Origin of the sequence: Azonexus caeni (assembly GCF_048146105.1) — a bacterium.
GTDB classification, from domain to species: Bacteria; Pseudomonadota; Gammaproteobacteria; order Burkholderiales; family Rhodocyclaceae; genus Azonexus; species Azonexus aromaticus_B.
This window is the reverse complement of sequence record NZ_JBKJAD010000002.1, coordinates 173,869-188,655: the sequence shown is the minus strand read 5'-3', so window position 1 is coordinate 188,655 and position 14,787 is coordinate 173,869. Positions and strand designations below refer to the sequence as shown.

The 14,787-nt window shown below is 63.6% G+C and carries 16 protein-coding genes; 8 read left to right on the top strand and 8 right to left on the bottom strand.

All coding sequences use genetic code 11. From position 1 onward, the window contains the following. The first annotated feature begins 245 nt into the window (after window positions 1–245). The 4 genes from ACLIIZ_RS03970 to ACLIIZ_RS03955 all read left to right on the top strand — a co-directional run bounded on the left by ACLIIZ_RS03970 (window position 246) and on the right by ACLIIZ_RS03955 (window position 4,420). Entirely contained in the window at window positions 246–1,538 is a 1,293-nt protein-coding gene (locus ACLIIZ_RS03970; protein WP_416690897.1) for a sigma-54 interaction domain-containing protein, read from the top strand. Window positions 1,539–1,644: 106 nt separating this feature from the next. After that, a complete protein-coding gene (gene ahpC / locus ACLIIZ_RS03965) occupies window positions 1,645–2,208 on the top strand; it encodes an alkyl hydroperoxide reductase subunit C (protein ID WP_416690896.1) in 564 nt (187 codons plus the stop codon). Window positions 2,209–2,315: 107 nt separating this feature from the next. Then, entirely contained in the window at window positions 2,316–3,872 is a 1,557-nt protein-coding gene (ahpF, locus tag ACLIIZ_RS03960) for an alkyl hydroperoxide reductase subunit F (protein WP_416690895.1), read from the top strand. Between the two features lie 77 nt (window positions 3,873–3,949). Then, entirely contained in the window at window positions 3,950–4,420 is a 471-nt protein-coding gene (locus ACLIIZ_RS03955; protein WP_416690894.1) for a hypothetical protein, read from the top strand. Between the two features lie 75 nt (window positions 4,421–4,495). Here the strand turns inward: ACLIIZ_RS03955 and ACLIIZ_RS03950 are convergent, their stop codons facing one another. Further along, on the bottom strand, window positions 4,496–5,116 hold the full coding sequence (locus ACLIIZ_RS03950; protein WP_416690893.1) for a cytochrome b/b6 domain-containing protein: 621 nt from the start codon (window positions 5,114–5,116) through the stop codon (window positions 4,496–4,498). After that, a complete protein-coding gene (locus ACLIIZ_RS03945) occupies window positions 5,113–6,753 on the bottom strand; it encodes a tetrathionate reductase family octaheme c-type cytochrome (RefSeq protein WP_416690892.1) in 1,641 nt (546 codons plus the stop codon). Before ACLIIZ_RS03945 ends, ACLIIZ_RS03950 begins: the two co-directional genes overlap by 4 nt. A gap of 239 nt (window positions 6,754–6,992) precedes the next feature. Between ACLIIZ_RS03945 and ACLIIZ_RS03940 the strand changes: the two genes are divergently transcribed. Both ACLIIZ_RS03940 and ACLIIZ_RS03935 read left to right on the top strand, forming a co-directional pair. Then, window positions 6,993–7,226: a DUF3567 family protein gene (locus tag ACLIIZ_RS03940; RefSeq protein ID WP_416690891.1), complete on the top strand. Its 234-nt coding sequence runs from the start codon at window positions 6,993–6,995 to the stop codon at window positions 7,224–7,226. Window positions 7,227–7,272: 46 nt separating this feature from the next. Continuing rightward, a complete protein-coding gene (locus ACLIIZ_RS03935; RefSeq protein ID WP_374326317.1) occupies window positions 7,273–7,482 on the top strand; it encodes a DUF3460 family protein in 210 nt (69 codons plus the stop codon). 68 nt (window positions 7,483–7,550) lie between these two features. On the opposite strand, the gene ACLIIZ_RS03930 is transcribed toward ACLIIZ_RS03935, so the two are convergent. Together ACLIIZ_RS03930 and ACLIIZ_RS03925 are read right to left on the bottom strand one after the other, a co-directional pair. Next, window positions 7,551–10,247, bottom strand: coding sequence for a bifunctional acetate--CoA ligase family protein/GNAT family N-acetyltransferase (locus ACLIIZ_RS03930; protein WP_416690890.1), 2,697 nt, complete (start codon window positions 10,245–10,247; stop codon window positions 7,551–7,553). Window positions 10,248–10,360: 113 nt separating this feature from the next. Continuing rightward, window positions 10,361–10,768 carry an OsmC family protein gene (locus ACLIIZ_RS03925; protein ID WP_416690889.1) on the bottom strand — a complete coding sequence of 136 codons (408 nt, stop codon included), beginning with the start codon at window positions 10,766–10,768 and terminating at the stop codon, window positions 10,361–10,363. Between ACLIIZ_RS03925 and ACLIIZ_RS03920 the strand changes: the two genes are divergently transcribed. Then, window positions 10,767–11,309, top strand: coding sequence for a class I SAM-dependent methyltransferase (locus ACLIIZ_RS03920; RefSeq protein ID WP_416690888.1), 543 nt, complete (start codon window positions 10,767–10,769; stop codon window positions 11,307–11,309). The two genes, ACLIIZ_RS03925 and ACLIIZ_RS03920, sit on opposite strands and share 2 nt — an antisense overlap. Here the strand turns inward: ACLIIZ_RS03920 and ACLIIZ_RS03915 are convergent. After that, complete coding sequence (locus ACLIIZ_RS03915) at window positions 11,302–11,904, bottom strand: arylesterase (protein WP_416690887.1); 603 nt, start codon at window positions 11,902–11,904, stop codon at window positions 11,302–11,304. The genes ACLIIZ_RS03920 and ACLIIZ_RS03915 overlap by 8 nt on opposite strands. Between ACLIIZ_RS03915 and ACLIIZ_RS03910 the strand changes: the two genes are divergently transcribed. Beyond that, complete coding sequence (locus tag ACLIIZ_RS03910) at window positions 11,903–12,577, top strand: ABC transporter ATP-binding protein (protein ID WP_416690886.1); 675 nt, start codon at window positions 11,903–11,905, stop codon at window positions 12,575–12,577. The genes ACLIIZ_RS03915 and ACLIIZ_RS03910 overlap by 2 nt on opposite strands. An 18-nt stretch (window positions 12,578–12,595) precedes the next feature. Here the strand turns inward: ACLIIZ_RS03910 and pqqE are convergent, their stop codons facing one another. The 3 genes from pqqE to pqqC are packed head-to-tail and all read right to left on the bottom strand — an operon-like array spanning window position 12,596 to window position 14,783. After that, complete coding sequence (gene pqqE, locus ACLIIZ_RS03905; protein WP_416690885.1) at window positions 12,596–13,723, bottom strand: pyrroloquinoline quinone biosynthesis protein PqqE; 1,128 nt, start codon at window positions 13,721–13,723, stop codon at window positions 12,596–12,598. Continuing rightward, the gene (gene pqqD / locus ACLIIZ_RS03900) at window positions 13,720–13,995 is read right to left on the bottom strand and encodes a pyrroloquinoline quinone biosynthesis peptide chaperone PqqD (RefSeq protein WP_416690884.1); all 276 of its coding nucleotides are present in this window, start codon (window positions 13,993–13,995) and stop codon (window positions 13,720–13,722) included. Before pqqD ends, pqqE begins: the two co-directional genes overlap by 4 nt. Then, a complete protein-coding gene (gene pqqC, locus ACLIIZ_RS03895; RefSeq protein ID WP_416690883.1) occupies window positions 13,992–14,783 on the bottom strand; it encodes a pyrroloquinoline-quinone synthase PqqC in 792 nt (263 codons plus the stop codon). The genes pqqD and pqqC overlap by 4 nt, the downstream gene beginning before the upstream one ends. Between the last annotated feature and the right edge of the window lie 4 nt (window positions 14,784–14,787).

Genomic DNA, 14,787 nt, shown 5'->3' with positions numbered 1-14,787 from the left:
TGCGGACGATCGTTTCCGCGAGAGTGCGGAGGAAGGACAGCAGAAGCTAGAACAGCATTTACTTATCAAGACGCGTGCCAGCCGGTTGCTCTCAGTTGGTTCGAGCTAAGTATCTGAAATTTAATTTTTATTTTAATGTCTTGTAAAGCGCCGAAGGCTGTCGACTGCCATTTGGCAGTTAAATGGCAGACAGTAATGGCAGTTGATGGCAGAATTGCTCTACCCCATGGTGACTGGAAGCGGCAATGCTCAGCGAACTGATTTCTTTCCTGGAAACCCTGCCCGAACCGCACATCCTGTGCGACCGTGAGAACCGGATCATCGCCGCCAACGATGCCTATCGGAACGCCTGGACCGACCAGCGCGAGGTGGTCGGGCGCAAGTGTTACGAGGTTTCCCATGGCTACGAAGTGCCATGCAACGAAGCCGGCGAGTTCTGCCCGCTGCAGCGCAGTCTGCATTCGGGCCAGCGCGAGCGGGTCCTGCATCTGCATCACACGCCGGACGGCGAGACTTTCGAGAATATCGAGCTGTCACCGATTCGCGCCGAGAGCGGCGAAATCGTCTATTACATCGAGAAACTCGAACCCCTGCCGGGGGCGCGCAGCCAGGCGCATGGGCAGGGCCTGATCGGACGTTCGCCGCCTTTCCTGCACATGATGGAAATGGTCGCCCGGGTCGCGCCGTCGGAGGCGGCGGTGTTGCTGCAAGGCGAATCGGGGACTGGCAAGGAGCTGGTTGCCGGCGCCATTCACCGGATGAGCAAGCGGGCGGAGCAGCCTTTCGTCGCCGTCGACTGTTCCGGTTTGCCGGAAACCCTGTTCGAGAGTGAGTTGTTCGGGCACGAGCGGGGCGCTTTTACCGGCGCTTCGGCACGCAAGACCGGGCTGGTCGAGGCCGCTGCCGGCGGCACCTTGTTCCTCGACGAGGTGGGGGACATTCCGCTGTCGATCCAGGTCAAGCTGCTGCGCCTGCTGGAGACGGGCACCTACCGGCGGGTCGGTTCGCCGGAGCTGCGCAAGGCGGAAATCCGCATCGTCTCAGCCACCCACCGGCCGCTCGCCGACATGGTCGAGGCCGGCACCTTCCGCCAGGACCTCTATTTCCGGCTCAACATCTTTCCCATCTTCCTGCCGCCGCTGCGCGAGCGCGGCGAAGACATCCTGCTTCTGGCCGAAGCCCTGCTCGCCAGGCTGGCCAACGGGCGGCCACTGACGCTGTCGCGGGCGGCCCGGGGCTGGCTGGCCGGCTATCGCTACCCGGGCAACGTGCGCGAGTTGCGCAATATCCTGGAGCGGGCTTGCCTGCTTTGCGATGGCGAGGAAATCCAGGTCGAACATCTGCCCGGGCTGGCCCAGGCCAGGTTCGGTGCCGCCGGCGAAGCAGTAGCACCGCGACCGGCGATCATTGACGATCTGGAGCGCCTGCTTGAAAGCCATGGCGGCAGCCGCAAGATGCTGGCCGAGCAATTGGGTATCTCGGAGCGGACCCTGTATCGCCGTCTGCTCGATTTGCGGCAGCGCGGACGGATTCGATAGTCATGCCTCATTGATCGGATTTGTTTAATCAATTGGATTGATTGGTTCGGCTTTTTTATGATTCATTCCGTCGCAGCCAATCACCCAACCCACTCAGGAGAAAAACATGTCCATCATCAACAGCAAGATCAAGCCTTTCGTCGTCCAGGCCTACCAGGACGGCAAGTTCATCACCGTGTCCGATGCCGACCTGAAGGGCAAGTGGTCGATCTTCTTCTTCTACCCGGCCGACTTCACCTTCGTCTGCCCGACCGAACTCGGCGACATGGCCGATCTGTACCCCGAATTCCAGAAGCTGGGCGTCGAAGTCTATTCCGTCTCGACCGACACCCACTTCACGCACAAGGCCTGGGCCGACGCTTCCGACACGATCAGGAAGATCAAGTACGTCATGCTCGGCGACCCGACCGGCACCGTCACCCGCAACTTCGACGTCATGATCGAATCGGAAGGTCTGGCGCTGCGCGGCACCTTCGTCGTCAATCCGGAAGGCGAGATCAAGGTCGCCGAAATCCACGACCTGGGCATCGGCCGTGACGCCTCCGAACTGCTGCGCAAGGTCAAGGCCGCCCAGTACGTCGCCTCGCACCCGGGCGAAGTCTGCCCGGCCAAGTGGCAGGAAGGCGCCGAAACCCTGAAGCCGTCGCTCGACCTGGTCGGCAAGATCTAAGCAAGCGAACCCTCACCGCCGGGCCGTCCGCCCGGCGGATTGCAGCGGACTGCCGCGGTGGGCGCGGCATTCCAGTGCAATCCAACATCGCAAACAGGGAGAAAACCATGCTCGACAGTGCCATCAAGGAACAACTCAAGGCTTATCTCGAACGCTTGCAGCGGCCGATCGAAATCGTTGCCGCTTTGGGCGACGACGCCAAGTCGCAGGAAATGCGCGCCTTGCTCAACGACATTCTCGACTGTTCGGCCAAGGTCAGCCTGCGCGAGGAAGCGCATGCCCGCATCCCGTCCTTCGGCGTCGCCGTTCCCGGCGAAACCGCCCGCATCCGTTTTGCCGGGCTGCCGATGGGGCATGAATTCACCTCGCTGGTACTGGCCCTGCTCCAGGTCGGCGGCTACCCGCCCAAAGTCGACCAGGCGGTGATCGACCAGATCAAGGGTCTGTCCGGCCATTTCGATTTCGAGACTTTCATCTCGCTGTCCTGTCACAACTGCCCGGACGTCATCCAGGCGCTCAACCTGATGGCGGCACTCAACCCCAACGTGACCAGCACGATGATCGACGGTGCGCTGTTTCAGGGCGAGGTCGAGGCGCGGCAGATCATGGCAGTGCCGACCGTCTTCCTGGACGGCGCCGAATTCGGCCAGGGCCGGATGACGATCGAGGAGATCCTGGCCAAGGTCGATACCGGTGCTGCAGCCCGCGCAGCGGAGGAAATCGCCGCCAAGGCAGCGTTCGACGTGCTCGTCGTCGGCGGCGGGCCGGCCGGGGCGGCGGCGGCGATCTACGCCGCACGCAAGGGCATTCGCACCGGCGTCGTCGCCGAGCGCTTCGGCGGCCAGGTGATGGACACGCTGGGCATCGAGAACTTCATCTCGGTCAAGGAAACCGAAGGACCGAAGCTCGCCATGGCGCTGGAAGAACACGTCAAGGCCTACGACGTCGATATCATGAACCTGCAGCGCGCGGCGAAGCTGGTGCCGGCGGCCGAGGAGGGCGGTCTGGTCGAGGTGCAACTGGAAAACGGCGCGGCGCTCAAGTCGAAGTCGGTGATCATCGCCACCGGCGCCCGCTGGCGCGAGATGAACGTGCCCGGCGAGAAGGAATACAAGGCCAAGGGCGTCTGCTTCTGCCCGCACTGCGACGGCCCGCTGTTCAAGGGCAAGCGCGTCGCCGTGATCGGCGGCGGCAACTCGGGCGTTGAAGCGGCCATCGACCTGGCCGGCATCGTCGCCCACGTCACCTTGCTCGAATTCGCCGACACGCTGCGTGCCGACGCCGTGCTGCAGAAGAAGCTCTATAGCCTGCCCAACGTCACCGTGATCAAGTCGGCACAGACCACCGAAGTCACCGGTGACGGCCAGAAGGTCAACGGCATCACCTACAAGGACCGCGTTTCGGGCGAGGAGAAGCACGTCGAGCTGGAGGGCATCTTCGTCCAGATCGGCCTGTTGCCGGCGACCGATTGGTTGAAGGGGACGGTTGACCTGAGCCGTTTCGGCGAAATCGAGATCGACGCCAAGGGGCAGACCAGCGTGCCCGGCGTCTTTGCCGCCGGCGACTGCACGACGGTACCCTACAAGCAGATCATCATCGCCATGGGGGCGGGGGCGACGGCATCGTTGTCAGCCTTCGATCATCTGATCCGCAGCGGTAGCTGATTTGCCGGCTGCCGATTCACGGCCCCTGCGTCAGCGACGCAGGGGCATTGGTTTTTTTTACTCCTGACGGTGCTTCCATGAAGAAAACCCTGCTTTCCCTCAGTCTGGCCTGCCTCACCTTGCCCGCGCTGGCGCAAGTTCCCGTCTTGCGCGCCGGCGATCCCATGCCCCGCCTGCAACTCAAGGATCAGCACGACAAGCCGGCCAGCATTCCCGGCGATCTGCAGCAGATCATCTTCGCTGCCGACAAGGCAGGGTCGGCGCTGGTCACCGACTGGCTCGACCAGCAGCCGGCCGACTGGCTGCCACGGACGAAGCGCGTCTATCTGGCCGACATCCACAAGATGCCAAGTCTGGTGACGCGCATGTTCGCCTTGCCGAAGCTGCGTGACAAGCCCTACGCCATCGTTCTCGGGCGCGAAGCCGGCGATCTGGCGATGCTTCCGGCGCGCGAGAACTGCGTCACGCTGCTGCCGGTGACAGCAGGAAAGCTCGGCGAGGCCAGCCATGCCTGCGACGCGAAGAGTCTGCAGGATGCGTTGAAGTAGGGCGCTGCCCGGCTGCGGGACAAAAAAATGGCGGGGAATATCCCCGCCATAAACACGCAAGGTAAATCGTTTCGCTCAGTGCGCCTTGTGGTGCTCGTCGACCTCTTCCCAGCCGGTGACCATCGCCTTGATGTGGGCGAAGACGGTGTGGCCGGTGGTCGTCAGATAGACGTGGATGAAGAAGAAGGCGGTGATCAGGAAGGCGCCCAGGGTGTGGGCGACGGCCACCCATTCCAGCGTCAGGTAACGGTCGATGCCGAGTTGCTGCCAGTTGCCATAGAACAGGTAGAACAGCCCGGAAATCCAGATCAGCGGCGAGATCACCGCGAGCAATGCGAGGTAGGCCAGGCGCTGCAGCGGATTGTGTTTCTGTACCACGGTCTTGCGGAAGGGGTGCGGCGCATCGCGGAAGATGCCGATCAGGTAGTAATTGACCATTGCCAGCACGTTCTTCAGCGACGGCAGGTACTGCCGCCACTCGCCGGTGGTGAATTGCCAGAAGATCGTGAACGCCCATAGCGTGAGCAGCGTCCACGCCGCCAGCGTGTGCAGTTGGACTGCCTTCTGGAAGCCGAGCAAGGTGTAGGTGCCATGCACCTCGAAGCCGGTGATCATCATGCCGATGATCAGCAGGGCCTGCGACCAGTGCCAGAAGCGCTCGTAGCGCTTGTAGATGTAGATGCGTTCTGCACTCATTGATTTTGCTCCTTGCGGCGACGGGTGACGATGCGGACCAGGCCATGGATCAGGCCGCCGCCGATGGCGCCGGCGATCGCCAGCCCGCCGAACAGGTCGACCAGGGGATTGTGATCGCGGCCGGGCAGATAGACGCCGGTGATCGAAGCCAGACGGCCGTCGGCGGCGCGGGTATGGCATTCGGCACAGGGCACGGCCTTTTCCTTGGGCGCAACCATGTGGGTGATGAACCAGTTCATCCGCGTCTCGATGAAGTCGAACTTGCCGCTGTAGGGCAGGCCGGCGTAGTCCATCCCGGCCTTGATCGACTTCGCGAAGTCATAGTTCTTCCACAAGGCGGTGTCGTCGTCGCCGAACACATGGTTGACCACAAGAGTGTTGTTGACTGGGTCGTAGGCCTGCTTGCCGTGCATCACCTTGAACGGCCAGATGCGGGCATTCTCGTCGCTGGCCGAACCCTGGATGCGGTTCAGTTCGAGGACGCCGTCCTTGTCGATGTACTGGTCCAGCTTATCGACAATCGAAACCTGTTCAACGGTACCGTTGTACCACTTGTACTCGGGGCGGACATTCTCGCCGTACTTGAAGTCACCCTTGGCCGCCGAGTATTTCAGATGGCCGTGATCGTCCTTGATGAACAGGGGCTTGCCGTCCGGGCCCATCTTGCCGGCGGTTGACCAGTCCCATAACATCTTGGTGGCAATGCCGCCACGGGCGAATTCCGGGATGTGGCAGGTCTGACAGGCCACCTTTTTGGCGTGGTTGTTGATCTTGGCCTGCTTGTGTGGCGTCTGGCTGTGACAGGATTCGCAGGTGGCGCGATTGTGGTCGTCCTTGGGCAGATCGAAACCGTGGGTGTCCTTCGGGTTGACCGCGTAGCGGCTGCCCGACGGCTGGTGGGCGTTGAAGGTGTGGCAGTCGGCGCAGACCAGGTTGGCCCCCTCCTTGGCCATGTGCACGTCGAGTTCGCGCGGTGGATTCTTCAGCGAGGAGTCAAGGTCGCCGTGCTTCACCGCATCGCCGCCACCGCCATTGAAATGGCAATTGCCGCAGTTGCTACGGCCAGGCTTGCCGACGTGCTGGGCGATTTTGGTCAGGTCGGGGGCCTTGAAGGGTTTCTTGCCTGGCGGGCCTTCCATCGGTTCGAATTCGCGGTCGGCGTACAGCGGATGACCGGCGTCTGTGCTGAACTTCTTGTAGGTGCCGGTATTGTCGTGACAGGCCAGACAGTCAACGTTTTCCTGTTTGGTGAAGTCGAAGTCCTTGCCGCTCCAGCCATAGCCGGCATGACAGCTCGTGCAGCGTGGTTCGTTGGAGATCGGCGAGCCGCAGAAATTGTTGGCCGCCCATTTTTTGCCGAGGGTCTTGCCGGTGGTCTTGCTTTTTGCTTCCCAGGTCCAGTGGATGCTGTTCATGACCTGGTGTCCCGCCGTGTTGTGGCAGCTCAGGCAAGCCTTGGTCACTTCCGGTCCGGAAGTGAAGGGGCCCTTGAGGGCTTCGAGCTTGCTGTGGTCGGTGGTTGACGTGGATGGCTGCTTGACGGCAGCGGCTGGCGGTGCGGGTTCCTGAGTGCCGTGCGCGAAAAGTGCGCAGAACGACAGGCAGGCGCCCACGACAAAGTGCACATGAAGTTTCATGTGATTTCCTCAGGCTTCGTATATGGCGCGAGCGTCCGGCCTCCCCAAGCCGAAACATCCCGCAATCGCAGGCTTACCGTCATTGATTATAAGAAAAAGCTGATGTTTTGCAAGGCGTGATTTTTTAATGCGAAATGGATTGCATGAAAAAATCTTTTGCGAATGCGTTCGCTGCTCTTGAAAACTGGCCCTGGCGGCCGTAATTGAAGTCGTGAGATGCGAGATAAAGGAGTCAGCTCATGAACATCGTCTACGACAGCGAGCATTTTTCCGTACTGGCTTATCCGTCTTGCCAGGGCTTCGAACTGGTGGACAAGGACAGTCGACGCATGTTGTTCCTGCACGGTATCGAAGCGTGGAGTTTCCGGGCGGCGATCGACGGCATTCCCGAGGCGGCGCGCGACATCGAAACCATCGACGCCTTTCTCGACGAATACTGCAGCGGCGTTGCAACACCGATCGTCGTCCATTGACGTGCTAGAATCGCGGCCATTCTTCAATCCGTCCGAGGTTCGCAACATGGGTGTCGTCGATAGTGGGTACGTGTCCGATCACACGCGCTGGATGAACGAGCAGCTGGAAAAGAATCCGCAGTGGGTCGCCGACCAGAAGGCCGGGCGCGCGCTGTGGTGGGACAAACCGCAGGATGTCGAGACGACGGCGCGCAACGCCGAGTCGAAGGTGGCGCAGAAGCCCTATCCTTACGACATCAATTTCTTCGGCGAATAAGCCACAGCCGTTCTACCAATGAAAAAGCCGGGGTCGCAACCCCGGCTTTTTTGTGGGCGCGACGCCGATCAGCCGGTCAGCGGTTTGACCACGCGCTTGACCGCGGTGTCTTCCGGGTGCGGGTGGATGGTGAAACCGAGGCTGGTCATCAGACGGAACATCTTGGTGTTGGTCGACAGTACGTCGCCGACGACGGCGCGGTAACCCTTGGTGCGGGCACAGTCGATCAGCGCCGTCATCAGTTTGCGGCCGACGCCGTGCTTCTGCCAGTCGTCGCCGACGGCGAGAGCGAACTCGACCGACTCGCCGTCCGGGTTGAGCACGTAGCGGGCGACGCCGATCTGCTTTTCCTTGCCGGTTTCGTCATCGGCGATGGTCGCCACGAGTGCCATTTCACGGTCGTAGTCGATCTGCGTGAAGCGCACCAGCATGGTCTGGGTCAGTTCGCGCAGGGTGTCCATGAAGCGGTAGTAGCGCGATTCGTCGGACATCGATTTGACGAATTCCTGTTCCAGGTCGGCGTCTTCCGGGCGGATCGGACGGACGGTGACGACCTGGCCGTCGTTCATCGTCCATTCCTGGACCAGGTGCACCGGATACGGGTAGATCGCCATGTGCGCGTAGCGGTCACCGGAACTGCTGCTGGCGTGGTCGATGACGATGCGCGCATCGGCGGCGATGGCGCCATGCTCGTCGACGATCAGCGGGTTGAGGTCCATCTCGATGATCCACGGCAGTTCGCAGACCATTTCCGAGATGCAGAGCAGGACTTCCTTGAGCGCTTCGCGGTCGACTGGCGGCATGTTGTGGAACTGGTCGAGGATCTTGGCGGTACGCGTCGAGTCGATCAGGTCCTTGGCCAGGAACTTGTTCAGCGGCGGCAGGGCGACCGAACGGTCGCTGAAGATTTCGTTGTCGAAGCCGCCAGCACCGAAAGTGATGACCGGCCCGAAGATCGGGTCGCGCAGCACGCCGATCATGATTTCGCGGCCGTGCGGACGGGACAGGAAGGGCTCAATCGAGACACCATTGATCTTGGCGTTCGGATTGCGCTTCTGCACCGTTTCGATGATGTCGTGGTAGGCGTTGCGTACCGCCGGCGCGTTCTGGATGTTGAGGCGGACGCCGCCGGCGTCGGACTTGTGCGGCAGGTCCGGCGAATCGACCTTCATCGCCACCGGGAAGCCGATCTGCTCGGCGAGCAGCAGGGCTTCGGTGGCGGTGCGGGCGACCATGGTCTGGGCGACCGGCACCTTGAAGGCGCGCAGGATGGCCTTCGATTCCATTTCCGACAGCACCTTGCGTCGTTCGGCGAGCAGCGCCTCGATCAGCATCTTGGCGCCTTCAGCCTCGGGGCGGTTGTGCTGGCGGGTCGGCTCCGGCGTCTGCAGCAGCAGCTTCTGGTTGCGGTAGTACTTGGAGATGTGGTGGAACAACTCGATCGCCGTTTCCGGCATGCGGAAGGCCGGAATGCCGGAGTCTTCGAGCAATCTGCGCGCTTCGGCAACCTGGGCCTCGCCCATCCAGCAGCAGATGATGCGGCGGTTGAGCTTGTCTGAGATTGCAACGATGGCCTGGGCGACCCCGAGCGGGTCGGTCATCGCCTGCGGCGAGAGCATGACCAGGGTGCTGTCTACGTTGGGGTCCTGGGTGATTGACAACAGCGCGTCGCGGTAGCGCTCCGGAGTTGCGTCGCCGCCGATGTCGATCGGATTGCTGTGCGACCAGTTGGCCGGCAGCACCTTGTTCAGGTTGCCCATCGTCTCGGCCGACAGTTCGGCGAGCGGAATGCCCAGGTCGCCGGCGCGGTCGGCGGCCATCGCGCCCGGGCCGCCGCCGTTGGTGATGATCGCCAGGCGGTCGCCCTGTGGCCGGAACTTGGAAGCCAGCGCCTTGGCGGCGTAGAACAACTGACCGACGTTCTTGACGCGGACGACGCCAGCGCGCCGTACGGCGGCGTCGAAGACGGTGTCGGAAACAGCCGCCATGCCCGAGTGGACACGGGCGGCGTGCGAGCCGGCCTCGTGGCGACCGGCCTTCAACAGGATGATCGGCTTGATCCGGGCTGCCGAACGCAGGGCGCTCATGAAGCGGCGGGCGTTGCGGATGCCTTCCACGTACATCAGGATGTAGTGGGTGCGGTTGTCGTAGATCAGGTAATCGAGGATTTCGCCGAAATCGACATCGGCGGTCATGCCCAGCGAAATCACCGAGGAGAAACCGACCTGATTGGCCTGGGCCCAGTCGAGTACAGCCGAGCACATGGCGCCCGATTGCGAGACCAGGGCGAGGTTGCCGGGGGCGGCCGAAATCTTGGTGAAGGTGGCGTTCAGCCCAAGCTCGGGACGGATGATGCCCAGACAGTTGGGGCCGAGGACGCGCACATTGTAGGAGCGGGCAATTTCCATCGCCTTGCGCTCGAGCGCGGCGCCAATGTGGCCGGCTTCCGAGAAGCCGGAAGCGATGACGATGACGTTGCGCACGCCGCTGCGGCCGCACTGTTCGATGATCTGCGGCACCGTCTGCGGCCGGGTGGCGATCACCGCCATCTCGACGCGAGCGCCGATTTCCTCGATCGACTTGTAGGCTGGCTGGCCCTGGATCGTCTCGTGTTTCGGGTTGATCGCGTACAAGCGACCCTTGTAGCCCGAACCGAGGATGTTCTTGAAGATGACGTTGCCGACCGAGTTCTCGCGATCGGAGGCGCCGATCACGGCGACCGATTTCGGCTCGAAAAGCGCGGTGAGATAGTGCTGTTCCAACATGGCTGGTCTCGCTTAAGGCGATGATATTTTAGGGATGCTGCAGTGCGGTATTCTCGCATGGCAGCCCGGGTAATACCACGAATCGCCTATTGGTATTTACCCTCGGAAAACACTTAGTCGGTCAGCGCGCAATCGAGCAGGAAGGATTGCGACAGGGCGCGGTGCACCGGGCACTTGTTGGCGATTTCCAGCAAGCGTTGCCGCTGTTCCGCAGTCAAGTCGCCGTCGAGCGTGATCTGACGGTGGATGCAGTGGCGGGCGACGCCATCAACGTCCACCTTGTGCAGCGACAGATCGACGCTGACCTGGCGCAGCGGCAGGCCCTTGCGTTCGGCGTACATGCGCAAGGTGATCGAGGTGCAGGCGCCGAGGCCCGCCATCAGGTAATCGAAGGGGGCCGGACCGGCGTCGTCTCCGCCCAGTTCCGCCGGTTCTCCTGCCAGCAGATGGTGCTGGCCGGCGATGACTTCCTGCTGGTATCTTCCCAATCCGTTTTCCCTGACGGTGACGTTGCCTGACATGCTTACCTCCTCTGATGAACTGCCGGGCATGATACGCCCATCGCCCTGGGTCGAACATTACAGCGCCTTGTTGCCGGCAGGCGGCGAGGTGCTCGACCTCGCCTGCGGTAGCGGCCGCCACGCCCGGTGGCTGGCGGAACTGGGGTATCGGGTATGCGCCGTCGACCGCGATGCGGCGGCGCTCGAACGGCTGGCCGGCGTGGCCGGCATCGTCACCGTCTGTGCGGATCTCGAGGGGGAAGTCTGGCCGCTGGCCGGCCGTCGTTTTGCCGGCATCGTCGTCACGAATTATCTCTGGCGAGCGCGGCTGCCCGATCTGCTGGCACTGCTGCTGCCTGGCGGCGTGCTGATCTACGAGACCTTCATGGACGGCAATGCGGCGTATGGGAAGCCGTCGAACCCCGATTTCCTGCTCCGCCCGGGCGAATTGCGCAGCGTTGCGGCGGCGGCCGGGCTGCTGGAGATCGCCTTCTTCGAGGGCTACGCGAGCGAGCCCAAACCTTGCCAGCGCCAGGCCATCGTCGCCCGCCGTCCTATTTGAGTAACGGGCGCAGCGCTGTCCAGACGTGGTCGAGCAGCAGCGGCTGGGCGGCGGCGGTCGGATGCAGGCCGTCGGCCTGGAACAGTTCCGGGCGGGAGGCCACCGGTTCGAGCAGGAAGGGCAGGTAGGCGGTTTTTTCCGCCCTGGCGACGCTGCCGAAACGCTGGAAGAACTGCTCGGCGTACGGTCCGTAATTCGGCGGCAGGCGCATGCCGGCGAGCAGCACGCGGGCGCCGGCCTTTTGCGCGGCGGCGATCATCGTTTCCAGGTTGTTTTCCATCTGCTTCAAGGGCAGGCCGCGCAGGCCGTCGTTGGCGCCGAGCGCCAGGATGACCACCGCCGGCTTGTGCTCGGCCAGCGCGGCGGTGAAACGCGAGCGGCCGCCAGCCGTGGTTTCGCCGGAGATCGACAGGTTGGCGACGCTATAATCCGGGCGTTCATCGGCCAGCCGCTCGGCGAGCAGCGACGGCCAGGCCTGTTGCGGGCGGATGCCGTAGCCGGCGGAAAGCGAGTCGCCCATCACCAGGATGGTCTTGGCGGCGAAGGCCGACGGGGCGACAACGAGTAGCGACAACAGGAACAGGAAAGCACGCATGGCGGAAAAACCGGTGGTTGAAGTGACAGGGCTGGGCAAGACCGTCGATAACGGCGGCGCGCCGCTGACGATTCTGCAGGATATTTCCTTCACGGTCATGCCGGGCGAGACGGTGGCCATCGTCGGCGCCTCCGGTTCGGGAAAATCCACGCTGCTCGGACTGCTCGCCGGGCTTGACGTTCCCTCGGCCGGCGCAATCCGCCTCGACGGCGTCTCGCTCGCCGCACTCGACGAGGACGCGCGTGCCGTCCAGCGCGGCAAACTCCTGGGCTTCGTCTTTCAGTCCTTCCAGTTGCTGCCGGCGCTGACCGCGCTGGAGAACGTCATGCTGCCGCTCGAACTCGCCGGCCGCAAGGACGCGGCGGCGCAGGCGGCCGACTGGCTGGAGCGCGTCGGCCTCGGCCATCGCCTCAAGCACTACCCGAAGCACCTCTCCGGCGGCGAGCAGCAGCGCGTCGCCCTGGCCCGCGCCTTTTCGCCGGCGCCGCGGCTGGTGCTGGCCGACGAGCCGACCGGCAATCTCGACGCGGCGACCGGCCAGCAGGTCATCGAGTTGATGTTCGACCTCAACGCCAAACAGGGCACGACGTTGGTGCTGGTCACCCACGACGAGGCGATTGCCGCCCGCTGCGGCCGCGTGCTGCGCATCCAGGCCGGCCGGCTGGCCGACTGAGCGCTGCTCAGGCGCTGCTCAGGCGCCCTCGGCGCAGCGGCGCCGGCTTTCCTGCGGGTCGCGAAAGATCAGCGGGCGTTGCGCGGCGCCCGGCCTTTCGGCGGCCGCCAGCGCGTCGAGCACGCGCTCGTGCTTGGGGCTTTTCGGACACACCGGGTCGGCGGCCTCGGCATCGCCGGCGATCAGATAGGCCTGGCAGCGGCAGCCGCCGAGGTCTTCTTCCTTGTGCTCGCAGTCGCGGCAGGGCTGTTTCATCCAGCCGGTACCGCGATAGCGGTTGAAGCCCGGCGAGTCGTACCAGATGTCGCGCAGGCTGCTGTCGGCGACGTTCGGGAAGCTCAGGCCGGGCAGCATGCGGGCGGTGTGGCAGGGCAGCGCGGTGCCGTCCGGGGTCACGGTCAGGAAGACGTTGCCCCAGCCGTTCATGCATTTCTTCGGTTTGCCTTCGTGGTAATCCGGCACCACGAAGAGGATGCGCATGCGGTCGGCCAGCTTGGCCTTCCATTCGTTGGTGACGGCCTCGGCCGCCCGGAGCTGTTCGCGGCTGGGCATCAGTTGCTCGCGGTTGAGCAGCGCCCAGGAGTAGTACTGGGCGTTCGCCAGTTCCAGGTATTCGGCACCGAGTTCGTCGGCCATCTCGATGATGCGGCCGATCTGCCCGATGTTCAGACGGTGGATGACGACATTCATCACCATTGGCCAGCCGCGCTCGCGGATCATTCGGGCGACCTTCTGCTTGAGATCGAAAGTGCGGGTGTGGCTGAGGAAGTCGTTGATCTCGCGGGTCGAATCCTGGAAGGAAAGCTGGATGTGGTCGAGCCCGGCGGCCTTGAAGGCATCGAGCCGGGCTTCGGTGAGGCCGACGCCGGAGGTGATCAGGTTGGTGTAGTAGCCGAGCCGGCGGGCCTCGCCGACGAGGATTTCGAGATCGTCGCGGAGCAGCGGTTCGCCGCCGGAGAAGCCGCATTGCACGGCACCGAGTTCGCGGCCTTCGCGCAGCACGCGCAGCCAGTCGTCGGTGGATAGCTCTTGCTCGTGGCTGGCGAAGTCGACCGGGTTGTAGCAGAACACGCAGTGCAGCGGACAGCGGTAGGTGACCTCGGCGAGCAGCCACATCGGCGGGCCGGGTTGGCGCGGTGCGTTCATCTTGTCTCCTGGTCCAGGCGCAGCCAGCGCTTCTCGACGGCGATGGCGATGAAGCTTTCGACCTCGCCGGCCAGGCCGGCGGTGGCGAAAGTCTGTTCGAGTTCGGCAACGATCCCGCGCACGCTGCGTGTGCCGTCGCAGCGGGCGAGGATTTCGCCGGCGCTGCGGTTGAGCTTGATCATGCCTTCCGGATAGAGCAGCACATGACAGTCCTGCGCCGGCTCCCACTGGAAGCGGAAGCCGTGGCCGAGGCGGGGCGTGCCGTCGTTCATGCTGCCCGCCGTTCGGCCGCGACGCCGTTGGTGCCGTAGTGCTGGGCCATGACGTCGTTCATGCTCCACAGGATGTCGAGCTTGAACCGGAGAATCTGGATCGCCCTTTCCTGCTGGACGCGGTTGCGGAAATGATCGAGGGTGACGTTGAGCCCCTGGATCACGTCGCGCGGTGCCTGGCTGGTCCGGTTGCGGAAGTACTCCAGACCGGACGATTCGATCCACGGATAGTGCTCCGGCCAGGTGGCCAGGCGCTGGCGGTGGATCACCGGGGCGAACAGCTCGGTCAGCGACGAGCAGACGGCCTCCTGCCACGGCGCGCGGCGGGCGAAGTTGATGTAGGCGTCGACGGCGAAACGCACGCCGGGCAGGACGTGGCGCAGATCGGTGATTTCCGCGCGGGAGAGGCCGACGGCTTCGCCGAGGCGGATCCAGGCTTCGATGCCGCCGGCGTCGCGCAATTTTTCGCCGTCGGGCAGACCGTATTCGAAACCATCGTGGTCGAGGATGCGCTGCACCCAGCCGCGCCTTACCTCGCGGTCTGGGCAATTGGCCATGATCGCCGCGTCCTTGACCGGAATGGCGATCTGGTAATAGTAGCGGTTGGCTACCCAGCCGCGAATCTGTTCCGGCGTCGCGCGGCCGGTGTTCAGCATGACGTTGAACGGGTGGTGGATATGGTAGGCCTTGCCGTTTTCGCGCAGTTGCCGCTCGAATTCCTCGCGGCTCCAGGCGGGGCGGCCGTCGTCGGCGTCGTGCAGTTCGGCCAGAAGGTCGGCTCGGATCATGGTT

What these genes read in the sequence shown, in the direction of transcription:
- ACLIIZ_RS03970 (WP_416690897.1), top strand. Translation starts at nt 246, where the DNA reads ATGCTCAGCGAACTGATTTCTTTCCTGGAAACCCTGCCCGAACCGCAC.
- ahpC (WP_416690896.1), top strand. Translation starts at nt 1,645, where the DNA reads ATGTCCATCATCAACAGCAAGATCAAGCCTTTCGTCGTCCAGGCCTAC.
- ahpF (WP_416690895.1), top strand. Translation starts at nt 2,316, where the DNA reads ATGCTCGACAGTGCCATCAAGGAACAACTCAAGGCTTATCTCGAACGC.
- ACLIIZ_RS03955 (WP_416690894.1), top strand. Translation starts at nt 3,950, where the DNA reads ATGAAGAAAACCCTGCTTTCCCTCAGTCTGGCCTGCCTCACCTTGCCC.
- ACLIIZ_RS03950 (WP_416690893.1), bottom strand. Translation starts at nt 5,116, where the DNA reads ATGAGTGCAGAACGCATCTACATCTACAAGCGCTACGAGCGCTTCTGG.
- ACLIIZ_RS03945 (WP_416690892.1), bottom strand. Translation starts at nt 6,753, where the DNA reads ATGAAACTTCATGTGCACTTTGTCGTGGGCGCCTGCCTGTCGTTCTGC.
- ACLIIZ_RS03940 (WP_416690891.1), top strand. Translation starts at nt 6,993, where the DNA reads ATGAACATCGTCTACGACAGCGAGCATTTTTCCGTACTGGCTTATCCG.
- ACLIIZ_RS03935 (WP_374326317.1), top strand. Translation starts at nt 7,273, where the DNA reads ATGGGTGTCGTCGATAGTGGGTACGTGTCCGATCACACGCGCTGGATG.
- ACLIIZ_RS03930 (WP_416690890.1), bottom strand. Translation starts at nt 10,247, where the DNA reads ATGTTGGAACAGCACTATCTCACCGCGCTTTTCGAGCCGAAATCGGTC.
- ACLIIZ_RS03920 (WP_416690888.1), top strand. Translation starts at nt 10,767, where the DNA reads ATGCTTACCTCCTCTGATGAACTGCCGGGCATGATACGCCCATCGCCC.
- ACLIIZ_RS03925 (WP_416690889.1), bottom strand. Translation starts at nt 10,768, where the DNA reads ATGTCAGGCAACGTCACCGTCAGGGAAAACGGATTGGGAAGATACCAG.
- ACLIIZ_RS03910 (WP_416690886.1), top strand. Translation starts at nt 11,903, where the DNA reads ATGGCGGAAAAACCGGTGGTTGAAGTGACAGGGCTGGGCAAGACCGTC.
- ACLIIZ_RS03915 (WP_416690887.1), bottom strand. Translation starts at nt 11,904, where the DNA reads ATGCGTGCTTTCCTGTTCCTGTTGTCGCTACTCGTTGTCGCCCCGTCG.
- pqqE (WP_416690885.1), bottom strand. Translation starts at nt 13,723, where the DNA reads ATGAACGCACCGCGCCAACCCGGCCCGCCGATGTGGCTGCTCGCCGAG.
- pqqD (WP_416690884.1), bottom strand. Translation starts at nt 13,995, where the DNA reads ATGAACGACGGCACGCCCCGCCTCGGCCACGGCTTCCGCTTCCAGTGG.
- pqqC (WP_416690883.1), bottom strand. Translation starts at nt 14,783, where the DNA reads ATGATCCGAGCCGACCTTCTGGCCGAACTGCACGACGCCGACGACGGC.